Source organism: Stenotrophomonas sp. 116085_Sma (genome assembly GCF_056479585.1).
The window spans coordinates 937,965-954,950 of record NZ_CM151057.1 but is presented as its reverse complement, the minus strand read 5'-3'; the positions used below and the strand labels follow the sequence as shown (position 1 = coordinate 954,950).

Annotated in this window: 12 protein-coding genes and 4 tRNA genes; 1 reads left to right on the top strand and 15 read right to left on the bottom strand. The window is 64.1% G+C overall.

Annotated features, from left to right (window positions below):
* Positions 1 to 7: 7 nt before the first annotated feature.
* From rpoB to ACZK0Z_RS04235, 14 genes are all read right to left on the bottom strand, one after another.
* Positions 8 to 4,162, bottom strand: coding sequence for a DNA-directed RNA polymerase subunit beta (gene rpoB / locus ACZK0Z_RS04300; protein WP_049432754.1), 4,155 nt, complete (start codon positions 4,160 to 4,162; stop codon positions 8 to 10).
* 357 nt (positions 4,163 to 4,519) lie between these two features.
* Positions 4,520 to 4,888 carry a 50S ribosomal protein L7/L12 gene (rplL, locus tag ACZK0Z_RS04295; RefSeq protein WP_005408204.1) on the bottom strand — a complete coding sequence of 123 codons (369 nt, stop codon included), beginning with the start codon at positions 4,886 to 4,888 and terminating at the stop codon, positions 4,520 to 4,522.
* A gap of 63 nt (positions 4,889 to 4,951) precedes the next feature.
* On the bottom strand, positions 4,952 to 5,488 hold the full coding sequence (gene rplJ / locus ACZK0Z_RS04290) for a 50S ribosomal protein L10 (protein ID WP_005408203.1): 537 nt from the start codon (positions 5,486 to 5,488) through the stop codon (positions 4,952 to 4,954).
* A gap of 384 nt (positions 5,489 to 5,872) precedes the next feature.
* Positions 5,873 to 6,571: a 50S ribosomal protein L1 gene (rplA, locus tag ACZK0Z_RS04285; RefSeq protein ID WP_004154350.1), complete on the bottom strand. Its 699-nt coding sequence runs from the start codon at positions 6,569 to 6,571 to the stop codon at positions 5,873 to 5,875.
* Between the two features lie 4 nt (positions 6,572 to 6,575).
* Positions 6,576 to 7,004, bottom strand: a complete 429-nt coding sequence (gene rplK / locus ACZK0Z_RS04280) for a 50S ribosomal protein L11 (protein WP_004145248.1) — start codon at positions 7,002 to 7,004, stop codon at positions 6,576 to 6,578.
* Positions 7,005 to 7,302: 298 nt separating this feature from the next.
* A complete protein-coding gene (nusG, locus tag ACZK0Z_RS04275; RefSeq protein WP_004154362.1) occupies positions 7,303 to 7,863 on the bottom strand; it encodes a transcription termination/antitermination protein NusG in 561 nt (186 codons plus the stop codon).
* Positions 7,864 to 7,873: 10 nt separating this feature from the next.
* Positions 7,874 to 8,287, bottom strand: coding sequence for a preprotein translocase subunit SecE (secE, locus tag ACZK0Z_RS04270; protein ID WP_005408202.1), 414 nt, complete (start codon positions 8,285 to 8,287; stop codon positions 7,874 to 7,876).
* Positions 8,288 to 8,336: 49 nt separating this feature from the next.
* Positions 8,337 to 8,412: transfer RNA gene (locus ACZK0Z_RS04265), tRNA-Trp, on the bottom strand.
* 103 nt (positions 8,413 to 8,515) lie between these two features.
* Positions 8,516 to 9,706 (bottom strand): elongation factor Tu, encoded by a 1,191-nt coding sequence (gene tuf / locus ACZK0Z_RS04260; protein ID WP_004154360.1) that lies wholly within the window; start codon positions 9,704 to 9,706, stop codon positions 8,516 to 8,518.
* A gap of 41 nt (positions 9,707 to 9,747) precedes the next feature.
* A tRNA-Thr gene (locus ACZK0Z_RS04255) sits at positions 9,748 to 9,823 on the bottom strand.
* 49 nt (positions 9,824 to 9,872) lie between these two features.
* Positions 9,873 to 9,946: transfer RNA gene (locus tag ACZK0Z_RS04250), tRNA-Gly, on the bottom strand.
* A gap of 24 nt (positions 9,947 to 9,970) precedes the next feature.
* Positions 9,971 to 10,056: transfer RNA gene (locus ACZK0Z_RS04245), tRNA-Tyr, on the bottom strand.
* Positions 10,057 to 10,193: 137 nt separating this feature from the next.
* A complete protein-coding gene (locus tag ACZK0Z_RS04240; protein ID WP_197632992.1) occupies positions 10,194 to 11,210 on the bottom strand; it encodes an isoaspartyl peptidase/L-asparaginase family protein in 1,017 nt (338 codons plus the stop codon).
* Positions 11,211 to 11,322: 112 nt separating this feature from the next.
* A complete protein-coding gene (locus ACZK0Z_RS04235; RefSeq protein ID WP_049432749.1) occupies positions 11,323 to 12,342 on the bottom strand; it encodes a cyanophycinase in 1,020 nt (339 codons plus the stop codon).
* A gap of 170 nt (positions 12,343 to 12,512) precedes the next feature.
* Between ACZK0Z_RS04235 and ACZK0Z_RS04230 the strand changes: the two genes are divergently transcribed.
* On the top strand, positions 12,513 to 15,251 hold the full coding sequence (locus tag ACZK0Z_RS04230) for a TonB-dependent receptor domain-containing protein (RefSeq protein WP_197633698.1): 2,739 nt from the start codon (positions 12,513 to 12,515) through the stop codon (positions 15,249 to 15,251).
* Between the two features lie 619 nt (positions 15,252 to 15,870).
* On the opposite strand, the gene ychF is transcribed toward ACZK0Z_RS04230, so the two are convergent.
* On the bottom strand, positions 15,871 to 16,962 hold the full coding sequence (gene ychF, locus ACZK0Z_RS04225; RefSeq protein WP_049432727.1) for a redox-regulated ATPase YchF: 1,092 nt from the start codon (positions 16,960 to 16,962) through the stop codon (positions 15,871 to 15,873).
* Positions 16,963 to 16,986 lie beyond the last annotated feature (24 nt).

The window sequence follows — 16,986 nt, the reverse complement described above, 5'->3', positions numbered from 1 at the left end:
GCATGGATCAGTTGTCTTCCAGTTCCATGTTGATGGCCAGCGAGCGGATTTCCTTCACGAGCACGTTGAAGGATTCCGGCATGCCCGCGACCATCTCGTGCTCACCGTCGACGATGTTCTTGTACATCTGGTTGCGGCCCTGCACGTCATCGGACTTCACCGTCAGCATTTCCTGCAGGGTGTAGGCCGCGCCGTAGGCTTCCAGCGCCCAGACTTCCATTTCACCGAAGCGCTGGCCGCCGAACTGCGCCTTGCCGCCCAGCGGCTGCTGGGTAACGAGCGAGTACGGACCGGTCGAACGGGCGTGCATCTTGTCGTCGACCAGGTGGTTCAGCTTCAGGTAGTGCATGTAACCAACGGTGGTGTGGCGATCGAACGCTTCACCGGTGCGGCCGTCGTACAGCTGGGTCTGGCCACTGCTCGGCAGGTCGGCCAGTTCCAGCATGCGCTTGATTTCCGCTTCGGTGGCGCCGTCGAACACCGGGGTGGCCATCGGCACGCCGTCGGTCAGGTTGCGGGCCAGGCGCAGCAGTTCCTCGTCGCTGAACTGCGACAGGTCGACACGGTTGGCCACGTTGGTGTCGTCGTGGTTGTAGATGTCGTCCAGGAACTTGCGCAGGTCGGCAACGGCGGCCTGGGCTTCCATCATCGCCTGGATCTTGCGACCCAGACCCTTGGCCGCCCAGCCCAGGTGCACTTCCAGAATCTGGCCGATGTTCATACGCGACGGCACGCCCAGCGGGTTCAGCACGATGTCCACGGTCTCGCCCGAGGCCATGTACGGCATGTCCTCGACCGGCACCACGTTGGAGACCACACCCTTGTTGCCGTGGCGGCCTGCCATCTTGTCGCCCGGCTGGATGCGGCGCTTCACGGCCAGGAACACCTTGACCATCTTCAGCACGCCCGGGGCGAGGTCGTCGCCGGCGGTGATCTTGCCGCGCTTGTCGGCGAAGCGACGCTCGAATTCCTTCTCGTGCGCCTGGATCTGCTTCTGCGCGCGCTCGATGGCTTCCGAAGCGTCTTCGTCCTTCATGCGCAGGGCGAACCAGTCAGCCTTCTTCAGGCCGTCCAGGAAGGCGTCGGTGATCACGTCACCCTTCTTCAGGCCAGCGCCACCGTTGACCACCTTGCCCACGATCTGCGAACGCAGACGCATGTAGATGGCCGCTTCCAGGATGCGGAACTGGTCGTCGAAGTCCTTCTTGACGCGCTTGATTTCAGACTCTTCGATCTGGCGGGCGCGCTTGTCCTTCTCGATGCCGTCGCGGGTGAAGACCTGCACGTCGATGACGGTGCCGTCCATGCCCGGCGGAACGCGCAGCGAGCTGTCCTTAACGTCCGAAGCCTTCTCGCCGAAGATCGCGCGCAGCAGCTTCTCTTCCGGGGTCAGCTGGCTTTCGCCCTTCGGGGTGACCTTGCCGACCATGATGTCGCCGGCGCGGACTTCGGCACCGATGTACACCACGCCGCTCTCGTCCAGGCGGTTCAGCGCCTGCTCGGAGACGTTCGGGATGTCGGCGGAGATTTCCTCCGGCCCCAGCTTGGTGTCACGCGCGACGCAGGTCAGCTCTTCGATGTGGATCGTGGTGTAACGATCCTCTTCCACCACGCGCTCGGAGAGCAGGATGGAGTCTTCGAAGTTGTAGCCGTTCCACGGCATGAACGCGATCAGCATGTTCTGGCCCAGGGCCAGTTCGCCGATGTCGGTGGACGGACCGTCGGCCAGCACGTCGCCGCGGGCGATGACGTCACCCACCTGGACCAGCGGACGCTGGTTGATGCAGGTGTTCTGGTTCGAACGGGTGTACTTGACCAGGTTGTAGATGTCCACGCCTGCGTCGGTGGCGCCAACGATCTCTTCCTCGTTGACCTTGACCACGATGCGGGCCGCGTCGATCTGCACGATCTCGCCACCACGGCGGGCGTTCACGGTCACACCGGAGTCACGCGCCACGGCGCGTTCGATACCGGTACCGACCAGCGGCTTCTGCGCACGCAGGGTCGGCACGGCCTGACGCTGCATGTTGGCGCCCATCAGTGCACGGTTCGCGTCATCGTGCTCCAGGAACGGAACCAGCGCGGCCGCGATCGACACGGTCTGCATCGGCGAGACGTCCATGAAGTGGACTTCCGCCGGCGGCTTCAGCAGCGATTCGCCCTGGAAGCGGCACGGAACGAACTGCTCGGTCAGCACGCTGTCGGCATTGGTCAGGGCGTTGGCCTGCGCAATGACGTACTCGTTTTCTTCGATGGCCGACAGGAACTCGACTTCGTCATAGACCTTGCCGTCCACGACCTTGCGGTACGGGGTCTCGAGGAAACCGTACTGGTTGGTGCGGGCGTACACGGCCAGCGAGTTGATCAGGCCGATGTTCGGGCCTTCCGGGGTTTCGATGGTGCAGACGCGGCCGTAATGGGTCGGGTGCACGTCGCGCACTTCGAAGCCGGCGCGCTCACGGGTCAGACCGCCCGGGCCCAGGGCCGAGACGCGACGCTTGTGGGTCACTTCCGACAGCGGGTTGTTCTGGTCCATGAACTGCGACAGCTGCGAGGAGCCGAAGAACTCCTTGATGGCAGCGGCGACCGGCTTGGCGTTGATCAGCTCCTGCGGGGTCAGGCCTTCGGACTCGGCCATCGACAGGCGCTCCTTGACCGCGCGCTCGACGCGGACCAGGCCGACGCGGAACACGTTCTCGGCCATTTCGCCGACCGAACGCACGCGACGGTTGCCCAGGTGGTCGATGTCGTCGACCACGCCGCGACCGTTGCGGATCTCGGTCAGGACCTTGATCACGTCCAGGATGTCGGAGCTGTCGCCATGGGCGGCGACCAGGCGCTTGGACTCTTCGTCGTTGCGCTCACCGAAGTACTTGCTGTCGTACAGCACGGCTTCGCCGGTGGTTTCCTTGCGGCCCACGCGACGGTTGAACTTCATGCGGCCGACCGCGGACAGGTCGTAGCGCTCGAAGGTGAAGAACAGGTTGTGGAACAGGTTCTGCGCGGCGTCCTTGGTCGGCGGCTCGCCCGGACGCATCATGCGGTAGATCTCGACCAGCGCTTCCAGCTGGGTCTTGGTCGGGTCGATGCGCAGGGTGTTGGACAGGTACGGGCCACGATCCAGGTCGTTCACCCACAGGGTGCCGACCGCATCAACACCGGCCTTGCGGAAGTTCTGCAGCTGCTCGTCGCTGATCTCGTCGTTGGCCTGCGCCAGCAGTTCGCCGGTCGAGGCATCGACCACGTCGTGCGACAGGATGCGGCCGACGATGTAGTCGTCCGGCACGGCCAGGGCAGCGATGCCCGAGGCTTCCAGCTGCTTGATGTGGCGCGCGGTGATGCGCTTGCCGGCTTCCACGATGACCTTGTCGCCGTCGGCCAGGTCGAAGCCCAGGGTCTCGCCACGCAGGCGCTCCGGCACCAGCTCCAGCTGGACGCCTTCGTCCGGGTTGATGTGGAAGGTGTTGATCTCGAAGAACTCGGCCAGCATCTCTTCGTTGCTGTAGCCGAGCGCGCGCAGCAGGATCGACACCGGCAGCTTGCGGCGGCGGTCGATACGGGTGAACAGCGCGTCCTTCGGGTCGAACTCGAAGTCCAGCCAGGAACCGCGGTAAGGAATGATGCGGGCGCTGTACAGCAGCTTGCCCGAGCTGTGGGTCTTGCCACGGTCGTGGTCGAAGAACACGCCCGGCGAGCGGTGCAGCTGCGAGACGATGACGCGCTCGGTGCCGTTGACGATGAAGGTGCCGTTCTCGGTCATCAGCGGGATTTCGCCCAGATAGACCTCCTGCTCCTTCACGTACTTGATGGCCTTGGTCGACGACTCACGGTCGTAGATCACCAGGCGCACGGTCACGCGCAGCGGGGCGCCGTAGCTCATGCCACGCTGGCGGCACTCGCGCTCGTCGAAGACCGGCTCGCCCAGCTTGTAGCCGACGTATTCCAGGGCAGCATTGCCGCTGTAGCTGGCGATCGGGAAGACCGACTTCAGCGCAGCGTGCAGGCCGTGGTCCGTGCGCTTGGCCGGATCGACGTTTTCCTGCAGGAATTCACGGTAGGAATCCACCTGGATGGCGAGCAGGAACGGCACTTCGAGAATCGAGCGCTGCTTGCCGAAATCCTTGCGGATACGCTTTTTTTCGGTGAACGAATAGGACGTCATGAGGTCTTCCACCTTGTTGTGCGGGCCGTGCGTCCACGACCCAGAAGGAAACTTGAAATTGTCAGTTGGAAGTCGCTGGTATTGCCGGCACCAGCACGCCTTCTCCCGCTACTTCCAACTGCCAACTCGTCTGCTACCACGCCCCTGCTGCCGCGCGCTGCGCTGGCCGGCCGGGGTTTGACTGCAGCCCGTGTTGGGCTTTTTGCTGCTTCTTGCATCCACGCATGGCGTGGATCTACCGATTACATCCACGCATGGCGTGGATCCACAACACCGCAACAACGACCAAAGGCCGGGGGCTTACGCCCCCAGCCTTGGCTGCATCGCCGTGAATCGGTGACGATGCAAGGTAACTGCTTACTTGACTTCGACAGTCGCGCCAGCAGCTTCCAGGTCCTTCTTCATCTTCTCGGCGTCTTCCTTCGAAGCGCCTTCCTTCAGGACGCCACCGGCTTCGGCCAGGTCCTTCGCTTCCTTCAGGCCCAGGCCGGTGATGGCGCGGACAGCCTTGATGACTTCGACCTTCTTGTCGCCGGCCGACTTCAGGGTGACGGTGAACTCGGTCTGCTCTTCAACAGCAGCGGCCGGGCCAGCGGCAGCAGCCACGGCAACCGGAGCAGCGGCGGAGACGCCGAACTTCTCTTCGATGGCCTTGACCAGCTCCATCACTTCCATCAGGGACTTCTCGGCGATGGCGTCGACGATCTGTTCGTTGGTAAGGGACATGATTAATACCTTTGGATGATTTTCTGGGTTGAGGTTCCGTCAGGAACCACGGTAAGTCGAAACTCAGGCGGTCTCGGCGGCCGGCTCGGCAGCGTCAGCGGCGACATCGCCACCACCCTGCTTCTCGCCAACGGCCTTGATGGCGCGGGCAAACATCGTGACCGGCTCGGTCAGGACGCGGGCCAGCATGGCCAGGGCCTGATCGCGGGTCGGCAGCGAGGCCAGCACGTCGACGTGGCTTGCCGGGAACACTTCGCCACCGATGGCGACGACCTTAGCCTTCAGCTTGTCGTTGCCCTTGGCGGCTTCCTTGATCAGGCGACCGGCAGCGCCGGGCTCCTCGAGCGAGAACGCGTACAGCAGCGGACCAACCATCTGGTCCTGGGCGACTGCGAACTCGGTGCCTTCAACGGCGCGCGAAGCCAGGGTGTTCTTGACAACCTTCAAGAAAACACCGGTTTCACGAGCCTGCTTGCGCATCGCGGTCATCTGGGCGACCGTGGTGCCAGCGTATTCGGCTGCGATCAAGGAGTGGGCCTTGGCGGCGACGTCTGCCAGCTCGGCGACTACTTCTTGCTTCTGGGACAGATTGAGAGCCATTGCACTCCTCCTATTGAACTCCGCTTACGGCTCCTGCCGTGTGCGGTCCTGTGCGGCATCCGTCCTGGACGCCGGGAACATCGGGATGATGTTCCGGGGGGTGGGCCGTTCCAGACCTGGAGGCAATCAGGGAAATCCCAGACATGCGTGAACCAGAAAAACTCCAGAAGGGCACCATCTACGCAGGTTGATTCCGGGGAATCGATTAAGCGTTCGTGACGGCTCCGGCGGCGACTCCTTGCCAGATCGAGCTTCCGTGCCCGTCGCCGGTAGTGCCACGACCGCGCCTGCGGTCTTTGACGGCTACCGCGGGCGATGCACTGCCAGCGATGCCTTCAAATGTCACGGTCACGGCACCAGGGGCGCCGTGACCGCTTCAAACAATTACTTCAGGGTCAGCGACGACTGGTCGACGGTGACGCCCGGGCCCATCGTCGAGCTGACCGAAACCTTCTGCAGGTAGGTGCCCTTCGAGGTGGCCGGCTTGGCCTTGATCAGGTCCAGCAGCAGCGCGGTCAGGTTCGACTTCAGCGCGTCTTCGGCGAAGTCGGCCTTGCCGATGGTGCAGTGGATGATGCCGGCCTTGTCGGTGCGGTAACGGACCTGACCCGACTTGGCGTTCTTCACGGCTTCACCCGGGTTCGGGGAAACGGTGCCGACCTTCGGGTTCGGCATCAGGCCGCGCGGGCCCAGCACGGTGCCCAGCTTACCGACGACGCGCATGGCGTCCGGGGTTGCGATGACGACGTCGTAGTTCAGATCGCCGGCCTGCATCTTCTCGGCCAGATCATCCATACCGACGGCTTCGGCGCCAGCGGCCAGGGCTTCATCAGCCTTGGCACCGGCCGGAGCGAACACGGCGACGCGGACCGACTTGCCGGTACCGGCCGGCAGCACGGTGGAGCCACGGACCTGCTGGTCGGACTTCTTCGCATCGACGCCCAGGCGCACAGCGACGTCGATCGACTCGACGAACTTGGCCTTGGTGGCGCTCTTCAGGATATTGATCGCGTCCTCGAAGGCGTATGCCTTGCCCGGAACGACGGCGGCCTTGATGGCCTTCTCACGCTTGGTCTGTGCCATCTTATTAACCCTCCACCACGAGGCCCATGGAACGGGCAGAGCCAGCGATGGTACGCACGGCGGCGTCCAGATCGGCGGCAGTCAGATCCGGTTCCTTCGCCTTGGCGATCTCTTCCAGCTGCTTACGGGTGACCTTGCCGACCTTCTCGGTGTTCGGGCGCTTGGAGCCCGACGAGATGCCAGCGGCCTTCTTCAGCAGGGTGGTGGCCGGGGTGCTCTTGGTGATGAAGGTGAACGTACGGTCCGAGTAGGCCGTGATGATCACCGGAACCGGCAGGCCCGGCTCGAGCTTCTGCGTGGCAGCGTTGAACGCCTTGCAGAATTCCATGATGTTCAGACCGCGCTGACCCAGCGCAGGACCGACCGGCGGCGAGGGGTTGGCCTGACCGGCCTTCACCTGCAGCTTGATGTAACCGACAACTTTCTTTGCCATGAGTATGCTCTCCGGGTGCTAGCGCCTTTCGACAACAGGCTCCCCATCGGACCGGGAATCACGCGTCCCGGCATCGCGTTTTGAAATCATGCTGAAGGCCACCTTGCGGCGGCCTCGTCCTGCTGGCTTCCCAGCGGGGAGCCGCGCACTATATCAGGTTTTTCCTTCACATGCCTGAAGCGGCACGTAAACAGAAGAAACCGGGCAAGGCCCGGCTCCCTTTGTAGAGTCGAGCCATGCTCGACTGCCACACCATCCAGACCCTGGAGTCGAGCATGGCTCGACTCTACAGGACGGGTCAGACGGCCTTTTCGACCTGGCCGAACTCGAGCTCGACCGGGGTGGCACGGCCGAAGATCAGCACCGAGACGCGCAGACGGCTCTTCTCGTAGTTGACTTCTTCGACGACACCGTTGAAATCGTTGAACGGGCCATCGGTGACACGAACCATCTGGCCCGGCTCGAACAGCACCTTCGGACGCGGCTTCTCGACACCTTCCTGAACACGGTTCAGGATGGCCTCGGCCTCGGAATCGGCGATCGGCAGCGGGCGGTCGGCAGTACCGCCGATGAAGCCCATCACGCGCGGGGTTTCCTTGACCAGGTGCCAGCTTTCGTTGTCGATGCGCGGAATACCGGCTTCTTCGTGGGTCTCGATCTGGACCAGCACGTAACCCGGGAAGAACTTGCGCTCGGAACGGCGCTTCTGGCCAGCGCGCATCTCGACCACTTCTTCGGTCGGGACCAGGACATCGCCGAAGCGCTCTTCCATGCCGTCACGGACGATGCGATCGCGCAGAGCCTGCGCCACCGACTTCTCGAAGCCCGAATAGGCGTGAACGACGTACCAACGCTTCATGCAATTCTCCTTAGCGGCTCAGGAACAACTGAACCAGCCACTGAATGACGTAATCGAACCCACCCAGCAACAGACTGAGAATGGTCACCACCACCATCACGACCCAGGTCATGCGGATGGCTTCCTGGCGCGTCGGCCAGACCACCTTGCGCAGTTCGAAGCGCGACTCGGAGAGGAATTCGCGGGTGTCGCGCCCCTTGCCGGTCAGCATGAACACGCCGATACCGCCAACCAGACCGACTACGACCGCCAACGCACGCAGCTGACCCGCCCACGCACCCAGCTGGGTTGCGCGACCGGAGTCGGCGGAGAACCAGAACCAGACGAACAGACCGGCCAGCACCAGCAGCGATGCGGCGACATACTTGACGATATCCCCACCGTTGGCGGAGTTGTCCTTGGAGTGTTCGATCTTGCTATTCATCAGGCTGTGTCTGCTTTAGCGGCCCAGGCCGCTGGATAAGGTGGGCAGATGGCACGCCAGGAGGGACTCGAACCCCCAACCTGCGGTTTTGGAGACCGCTGCTCTGCCAATTGAGCTACTGGCGTACGTTTTGAAACTTGCCTTCCCTTAGACGGCGAAGGCGGACCGAGGTTCCCGGCCCGCCATTCGCGTAACCGGCGGCGCTATGCAACCACCGGTACTGCAGGCTTACTCGATGATCTTCGAGACCACGCCGGCGCCGACGGTACGGCCACCTTCGCGGATGGCGAAGCGCAGGCCTTCGTCCATTGCCACCGGGTTGATCAGGGTGACGACCATCTTGACGTTGTCACCCGGCATCACCATTTCGACGCCTTCCGGCAGCGCAGCTGCGCCGGTGATGTCGGTGGTGCGGAAGTAGAACTGCGGACGGTAGCCGTTGAAGAACGGGGTGTGACGGCCGCCCTCGTCCTTCGACAGGACGTAGACTTCGCCTTCGAACTTGGTGTGCGGCTTGATCGAACCCGGCTTGGCCAGAACCTGGCCACGCTCGACGTCGTCACGCTTGGTGCCGCGCAGCAGCAGGCCAGCGTTGTCGCCTGCCTGACCCTGGTCCAGCAGCTTGCGGAACATTTCAACGCCGGTCACGGTGGTCTTCTGCACCGGACGGATGCCGACGATTTCGATTTCGTCGCCAACCTTGATCACGCCGCGCTCGATACGACCGGTCACCACGGTGCCGCGGCCCGAGATCGAGAACACGTCTTCCACCGGCATCAGGAACGGCTTGTCGATCGCACGCTCCGGCTCCGGGATCCAGCTGTCCAGGGCGTCGACCAGCTTCAGGATGGCCGGCACGCCGATGTCGCTCTGGTCGCCTTCCAGCGCCAGACGGGCCGAACCAGCGATGATCGGGGTGTCGTCGCCCGGGAAGTCGTACTTGCTCAGCAGCTCGCGCACTTCCATCTCGACCAGCTCGAGCAGCTCGGCGTCGTCAACCATGTCGGCCTTGTTCAGGAACACGACGATGTACGGCACGCCGACCTGACGCGACAGCAGGATGTGCTCGCGGGTCTGCGGCATCGGGCCGTCAGCGGCCGAGCACACCAGGATCGCGCCGTCCATCTGGGCGGCACCGGTGATCATGTTCTTGACGTAGTCAGCGTGGCCCGGGCAATCGACGTGGGCGTAGTGACGGACCGGGGATTCGTATTCGACGTGCGCGGTCGAGATCGTGATGCCACGAGCCTTTTCTTCCGGAGCGGCGTCGATCGAGGAGTAGTCCTTGAACTCGCCACCGAAGCGCTCGGCACCGATCTTGGTCAGTGCGGCGGTCAGCGTGGTCTTGCCGTGGTCGACGTGACCGATGGTGCCGACATTGACGTGCGGCTTGGTGCGCTCGAACTTACCCTTGGCCATGGCTGCTTATCTCGAATTCGTCTGAGAGGTGATGCTTAAGATGGTGCTCACGAAAGGAATCGAACCTTCGACCTCTTCCTTACCAAGGAAGTGCTCTACCGACTGAGCTACGTGAGCCGAGTTTTGCATTATGACATGAACTCGATAATATTCAAAGTTCATTCAATGGAGCGGGAGACGGGAATCGAACCCGCACCATCAGCTTGGAAGGCTGAGGTTCTACCATTGAACTACTCCCGCGCCGGGAATGTCACAACGTGAAACTGGTGGAGGGAGGTGGATTCGAACCACCGAAGGCGTAAGCCAGCAGATTTACAGTCTGCCCCCGTTGGCCGCTTGGGTATCCCTCCTTACCACCCCATTCCGTTGCCGCCGAAGCGTTGCGGTGTGTGGTGGTGAGCCGCTTATTCTGCTGATGGGACGGGGGGCTGTCAACGCTTTTTTCCATCTTTTTCACACGTTGTCGCAAACCCATTGATACGCAAGGTTATTGACCGGGGACCGGCAGGGTCTCGCTGGCGAAAATTGCGACATGGGGAACTCCGTCGGCGCCGATCCAGCCCCGATACATGCCCTGGGTGTTGAACGGCGTGGCCATTTTTCCGTCTGCGGCGAGCACGATCGCACCACCATCGCCGCCCATCTGCGGGATCGTCTCGTTGATCACGCCCTTGCCGGCCTGCTCCGGGCTCTGCCCCTGGTAACGCATGCGTGCGCAGATCTCGTGCGCGGCAGCACTGCGGATGTAGTACTCGCCCCAGCCGGTGCCAGACACCGCGCAGCGCGCGTCAGCCCAGGTACCGGCGCCGATGATCGGCGAATCACCCACACGTCCATACCGCTTGTTGGTCATGCCGCCGGTGGAGGTGCCCGCCGCGAGATGCCCCTGCGCGTCCAATGCGACCGCACCCACGGTACCGAAGTGCTTTGCGGTCTCCAAGTCGGCATGCGCCTGGCCGCTGGCCTCTTCCTTCAGCGCGCGCTGCAGCTGCTGCCAGCGCTTGTCGGTGCGGAAGTACGCCGGATCAACCAGGGTGATGCCCTGCTCCACCGCGAACGCCTCTGCGCCCTGCCCGACCATCATCACGTGCCTGGATTTCTGCATCACGGCCTGCGCCAGCAGGATCGGGTTGCGCACCCGCTGCACGCCGGCCACCGCACCCGCGGCCTGGGTGGCGCCATCCATCACCGCCGCATCCAGCTCGTTGCGGCCGTCGTGGGTGAACACCGCCCCCTTGCCGGCATTGAAGGTGGGATCGTCCTCCAGCACGGTGATCGCCGCGGTGACCGCAGCGAGCGCCGGGCGACCCGCGGCCAGTTCGGCATGCCCCTTCAGCAGCGCCGCCCGCAGCGCTTCACGTGCCGCCTTCTCTTCGGCCGGTGACAGGTCCTTGCGCTCGACGCCGGCGCCGCCATGGATGACCAGCAACGGCGAGGTGGCCGGCGCGGCCTGGGCGAGCAACGGCAGGGACAGCAGCGCGGACAGCGCCAGGCGCAGTTTCATCGGGTACGTCTCCAGCAGGTGTAGTGATTGGAATGCACGGGCAGCGCCGGGCCATGCCCGGCGGAAGGCACAGCGCGGCAAGGCCGCCGGGCATGGCCCGGCGCTACCGCGGCTATTGACGGACGACTTCAATCTCGCCGTCGCTGACGTCGGCCACGGCCTGGTAATCGGCCTCGGCCTGGAAATCGTCCAGGCGCATGCGGCTGCCGCTGGCGACCACCGTCACCGGCACTGCATGGAAGCGCAACGGCTCACCTTCGACCAGGCGGTCCGCATCACGCCCGGGGCTGACCACCCAGACCTTGCCTTCGCCGTCGGCACTGTAGACCTGGGCCTGGCCATCCGGTTCGACGCAGAGAGCGGTGTCCTCGTCGACCCCGATGCCGACGATATCGGGGTCGCCACTGTCCTGTGCGGCGCGCGCCACGAACACGATCAGGCGACCGAGCCGGTCGCGCTTGTCGAAGTGGGTGTCGGTGACTACGCGCTGCAGGTAGGGCATCTGCAGGAAGCCGCTGTCCATGGTCACCGCGCTGCCCATCGGGTCCGCCAGGGCTCCGGCCGAGGTGATGCTGCCACCATCCATCGCGCCGTAGGCATAGCCACCGAGGATCGCCAGTCCGGCGCTGGTACCGGCAATCGGCTTGCCTGCACGCACATGTGCGTTGAGCGCGCGGTTGAGCGCGGTGCCCTTCCAGAAACGGATGTAGCGTGACTGGTCACCGCCGGCGATGAAGATGGCATCGGCCGCGGCAACCACGCGCAACACGGCAGGATCGTCCGCACCGCGGCGACTGTCGAAGACCAGGGTCTGCACCGCGGTGGTCCCACCGATCTCGCGATAGAGCCGGTCCTGCAGCTCATCGTCACCGGAAGCGCGCAGGATCAGCACGCGGCCGTTGCCGGCCTGCCGGAGCCACCATTGGAAGGCCTCGGGCACCCATTCGCCACCGCCCATCAGCATCATCGCCGGTGCGCGCGGACCGGGCCTCGGCGCCTCCAGGTCACCCACTTCGTAATAGGCAAAGCCAGGCCCCTGCAGATCCTCTGCAAGGGCCGCAAGGGGCCACGCCAGAACCAGCAGTGCCAGCCAGAGGAAGCGTCCGCGCAAGGGGCTATGGGGGCGTCGCATCTTGATCTCCCTGAACAAAATCGACTTGCAAGCGTTTTCACTCTTTGCCAGATAGAGACCCAGTAGTCAAGGACATGAAAAAGGCGTTAAATGCGCGCGCCCATTCCGGAAATCTGAATGGGGGACATGGCCCCTCCTCTGCGGGCCGGCTTCATTTCCGAGAATTCCTCATGCGTAGAAAGGCGATGGCGTGGTCGATCCAGCTGGCGTTGATGGGCGTGGCTGCTTCCGCGGCGGCCCAGGCTCCGGCTTCCTCTTCGGTTCAACAACTGGACGCGGTGCAGGTCACCGGTTCGCGCATTCCGCGCGCCCAGGTGGAAGGCCCCGCCCCGATCACGGTGATCAGCGCCGAGCAGATCCGCTCCAGCGGCTTCACCACCGTGCCGGACGTGCTGCGCGCGATGACCCAGAACGGCGGTGAGACGCAGAGCCAGCAGTCCTCCAGTGGCGCCGACTTCTCGCCGGGCGCCCAGCAGGTGGACCTGCGCGGCCTGGGCCCGAACCACACACTGGTACTGGTCAACGGCCGCCGCATCGCCGACTTCCCGATGCCGTTCAAGGGCCGCAGCAACTTCACCGACGTCTCCAACATCCCGCTGGGCATGATCGAGCGCATCGAAGTGCTGACCGGCAGCGCCTCGGCCATCTACGGCTCGGACGCGATCGCCGGCGTGGTCAACTTCATCCTGAAGAAGAAGGCCGACGGCACCACCATCGACATGCGCGTGGGCACCACCAGCGAAGGCGGTGGCGAGTCGTTCGACATGAGCCTGGCCAGCGGCTTCAGCCGCGGCAACTTCAACGCCGTGTACAGCGTCGAGCTGCAGTCGCAGACCCCGCTGTGGGCCTATGAGCGCGACATCCAGGATTCGACCCAGGACGGCCCCAGCGAGGGCTCGCGCATCGCGCGCCGCGCTTACCTGCGCACCGACTACGACGACAACTACCTGGACCCGGGTGCCGCCACCTGCGAAGCCCTGGCCGGGCAGAACCAGGGCAGCACCTACCGCGCCTACCGTCCGAAGTACGGTTACTACTGCGGCAGCGACGCGTCGATCGGCTACGGCACCATCCTCAGCAAGCGCCGTGGAGCCAACGGCTACGCATCGCTGAGCTACAACTTCGACAATGGCCAGCAGTGGTTTGCCGACGTGCAGCTGGGCTACCACACGATGTCGCTGATGCGCGATGTCACCAAGTGGGGCCGGATGGATGCCAACGGCGATGAGTCGGGCTATTTCAACAACCAGGCCACCGGCGAGATCGAGTTCTGGCAGCGCCAGTTCTCGCCCGAGGAGATGGGCGGTCTGCGCAATGCGATGGTACGCAGCACGCAGAAGACCTTCAGCGTGACCACCGGCTTCAAGGGCAACCTGACTGGCAACTGGGACTACGAAGCGGCACTGAGCCACTCGCAGTACCAGTCACGGATCAGCTGGGCGCAGATCATCGCCGCCAAGGCCAATGACCTCTTCCTGGGCCCGCAGCTGGGCGTGGACGATGACGGCTTCCCGATCTACAACGCAGACCCGTCGCGGCTGTACCGGCCGCTGACCCGCGCCGAGTACGATTCGATTGCCGCACGCACCACCTATTCGCCGAAGTCGCGCACCGAGACGGCAGCGTTCACCCTGACCAACTCGTCGCTGTTCGGCCTGCCGGGCGGTGATACCGGTTTTGCCGCGACCGTGGAAGTGGGCCAGCAGGCCTACGCGCTGAATCCCGATCCCCTGGCCACCCAGTACTACTACTACAGCTGGAAGGACTCGGACGGCCAGGGCTCGCGCAACCGCTGGGCGACCGCCGCCGAGCTGCGCATGCCGCTGCACGAGACGGTCAACCTGAGCGTGGCCGGCCGTTACGACCAGTATCGCTATTCGGGCCACACCATCGGCAAGGCGACCTGGAGCGGCGGCCTGGAATGGCGCCCGATCGACACCCTGCTGGTACGTGGTTCGTATGGCACGGCGTTCCGCGCACCGGACCTGCACTACGTGTTCGCCGGCCCCGGCAACGACGAGACCACTGCCGAGGACCTGTACAGCTGCCGTGCCGACGGCGCCAGCGACTGCTCCGACTACGAGCGCAACCTGATCCGCAGCCGCACCGGCAACCGCCAGCTCGACCCGGAAACCAGCACCTCGTGGAGCGCTGGCTTCGTCTGGTCGCCGGCGATCGGCCTGGACCTGTCGGTGGACTGGTTCGACATCGACATGCGCAAGCAGGTGCAGGACATGGATGTGCGCACCATCCTGGCCAACGAAGCGAACTGCCGGCTCGGCAGCGCGGACATCAACTCGCCGACCTGCGTGGATGCACTCGACCGCATCACCCGCACCAGCGACGGCCGCCTGTATGGCGTGCGCGTGGCCCCGATCAACGTTGCCCGCGAGTCCACCTCCGGCATTGATGTCGGCCTGCGCTACCGCGTGCAGACAGGCATCGGCGACTTCATCCTCAATGGCACCCACACCTGGGTGAAGAAGCACGATTTCCAGCGCTACCCCGGCGATCCGACCCTGGACCAGTTCGCGGTCAACAGCGGCTTCGACATCCCGCGCACCAAGACCAGCCTGAGCGTGACCTGGGAGAAGGACGCGTGGTCGGCCACGGTCTACGGCTCGCGCCTGGGCAAGCTGCCGACTTCGGACAACTACGACCAGTCGTTCGACTGGGACAGCGGCGACAGCCCGTACGTGAAGGCGACGTACCGCTACAACGCCTCGGTGCAGTACCGCTTCGACGACCATTCGCGCCTGTCGCTGGCAGTGGTCAACGTGTTCAACAAGATGCCGCCGAAGGACGCCACCTACACCGCCTACCCCTACTACGACGTGTCCTGGTTCGACAGCGTCGGCCGCACCATCAACCTGCAGTACACCCACAAGTTTGGCGGCAGCGCGTTGTAAGGCACGCCGCACTGCAGAACGTGGACGACAAGGCCCGCCATTGGCGGGCCTTGTTGTTTGGGAACCTGGCTCTGGTAGATGCCCATCTTGGTGGGCACTGATCTGCCACGCGCCCACCCAGGTGGGCGACTACCGGAGCGGTCCACGCGGGTTTTCCACACTGCACGTGGAAAGCGATGGGAACTTGGTGTGGACAAGTGGGCGGAAGCATTCCGCCGCAGGCGTTTCCGGGCGCGGCTATTTTTTGTCCACGGCCCCGATTGTTTTCCACACGATACGTGGAGAGCGATGGGAACTTGATGTGGACAAGTGGGTGCGAGCACTGCAGCGCAGGCGTTTCGAAGCGCGGTGAAATTTTGTCCAGGTCGCGCGGACAAGCCCCTTGTAGAGCCGAGCCCACGCTCGGCTCCAGCTGGCATCAGCCGAGCATGGGCTCGGCTCTACAGCGATACGGGGTTTTCCACACCCGACGTGGAAAGCGATGGGAGTTTGCTGTGGACAAGTGCCGGCAAGCGTCACAGCGCAAGCGTTTCGCAGCGTGGTGTTTTTTTATCCACCTGCGGAAACGCGAACGCCCCGCACAAGGCGGGGCGTTCGGGGTCGATCCGTTACCGCTGGATCAGACGTTGAAGCGGAAGTGCAGGATGTCGCCTTCCTGCACGCGGTATTCCTTGCCTTCCAGGCGCAGGCGACCGGCTTCCTTGGCGCCCGCTTCGCCCTTGTACTTGATGAAGTCGTCATACGCGATGGTCTCCGCGCGGATGAAGCCCTTCTCGAAGTCCGTGTGGATGACCGCGGCAGCCTGCGGAGCGGTGGCGCCCTTGCGCACGGTCCACGCGCGGACTTCCTTCACGCCGGCGGTGAAGTAGGTCTGCAGGCCCAGCAGGCTGTAGGCCGCGTTGATCACGCGGTTCAGGCCTGGCTCGCTCAGGCCCAGGTCGGCCAGGAAGGTGTCTCGGTCTTCGTCGTCGAGCTGCGACAGCTCTTCTTCGATCGCGGCCGACACCGGCACCACCTGCGCGCCTTCGGCTGCGGCGTGCGCGCGCACGGCTTCCAGGTGCGGGTTGTTCTCGAAACCGTCTTCCAGCACGTTGGCGATGTACATCACCGGCTTCAGGGTCAGCAGGAACAGGTCACGGACCAGCGCCTTCTCTTCTTCGTCCAGGCCCACCGAGCGACCAGCCTTTCCGTCCGACAGCGCGGCCTGCAGCTTGGCCAGCACCGGCTTGCGCGCCGCTGCATCCTTGTCGCCGCCCTTGGCAGCACGCTCGGCACGGTTCAGCGCCTTCTCGACGCTGTCCAGGTCGGCCAGCGCCAGCTCGGTGTCGATGGTTTCGATGTCCGAGATCGGGTCGACCTTGCCGGCCACGTGCACGATGTCGCCGTGCTCGAAGCAGCGCACCACGTGGGTGATCGCATCGACTTCGCGGATGTGCGCCAGGAACTTGTTGCCCAGGCCTTCACCGCTGGCGGCACCGGCCACCAGGCCGGCGATGTCGACGAACTCGACCGCGGTCGGAATGACCTTCTGCGGGTTGATGATGCCTGCCAGTTCGCCCAGGCGCGGATCCGGCACCGGCACGATGCCGACGTTCGGTTCGATGGTGCAGAACGGGAAGTTCGCCGCGGCGATACCCGCCTTGGTCAGCGCATTGAACAGGGTCGACTTGCCGACGTTGGGCAGGCCGACGATGCCGCATTTGATACCCATGGGTGACAGCTCTCTGGGGTGAAA

What these genes read in the sequence shown, in the direction of transcription:
- rpoB (WP_049432754.1), bottom strand. Translation starts at nt 4,162, where the DNA reads ATGACGTCCTATTCGTTCACCGAAAAAAAGCGTATCCGCAAGGATTTC.
- rplL (WP_005408204.1), bottom strand. Translation starts at nt 4,888, where the DNA reads ATGTCCCTTACCAACGAACAGATCGTCGACGCCATCGCCGAGAAGTCC.
- rplJ (WP_005408203.1), bottom strand. Translation starts at nt 5,488, where the DNA reads ATGGCTCTCAATCTGTCCCAGAAGCAAGAAGTAGTCGCCGAGCTGGCA.
- rplA (WP_004154350.1), bottom strand. Translation starts at nt 6,571, where the DNA reads ATGGCACAGACCAAGCGTGAGAAGGCCATCAAGGCCGCCGTCGTTCCG.
- rplK (WP_004145248.1), bottom strand. Translation starts at nt 7,004, where the DNA reads ATGGCAAAGAAAGTTGTCGGTTACATCAAGCTGCAGGTGAAGGCCGGT.
- nusG (WP_004154362.1), bottom strand. Translation starts at nt 7,863, where the DNA reads ATGAAGCGTTGGTACGTCGTTCACGCCTATTCGGGCTTCGAGAAGTCG.
- secE (WP_005408202.1), bottom strand. Translation starts at nt 8,287, where the DNA reads ATGAATAGCAAGATCGAACACTCCAAGGACAACTCCGCCAACGGTGGG.
- tuf (WP_004154360.1), bottom strand. Translation starts at nt 9,706, where the DNA reads ATGGCCAAGGGTAAGTTCGAGCGCACCAAGCCGCACGTCAATGTCGGC.
- ACZK0Z_RS04240 (WP_197632992.1), bottom strand. Translation starts at nt 11,210, where the DNA reads ATGAAACTGCGCCTGGCGCTGTCCGCGCTGCTGTCCCTGCCGTTGCTC.
- ACZK0Z_RS04235 (WP_049432749.1), bottom strand. Translation starts at nt 12,342, where the DNA reads ATGCGACGCCCCCATAGCCCCTTGCGCGGACGCTTCCTCTGGCTGGCA.
- ACZK0Z_RS04230 (WP_197633698.1), top strand. Translation starts at nt 12,513, where the DNA reads ATGCGTAGAAAGGCGATGGCGTGGTCGATCCAGCTGGCGTTGATGGGC.
- ychF (WP_049432727.1), bottom strand. Translation starts at nt 16,962, where the DNA reads ATGGGTATCAAATGCGGCATCGTCGGCCTGCCCAACGTCGGCAAGTCG.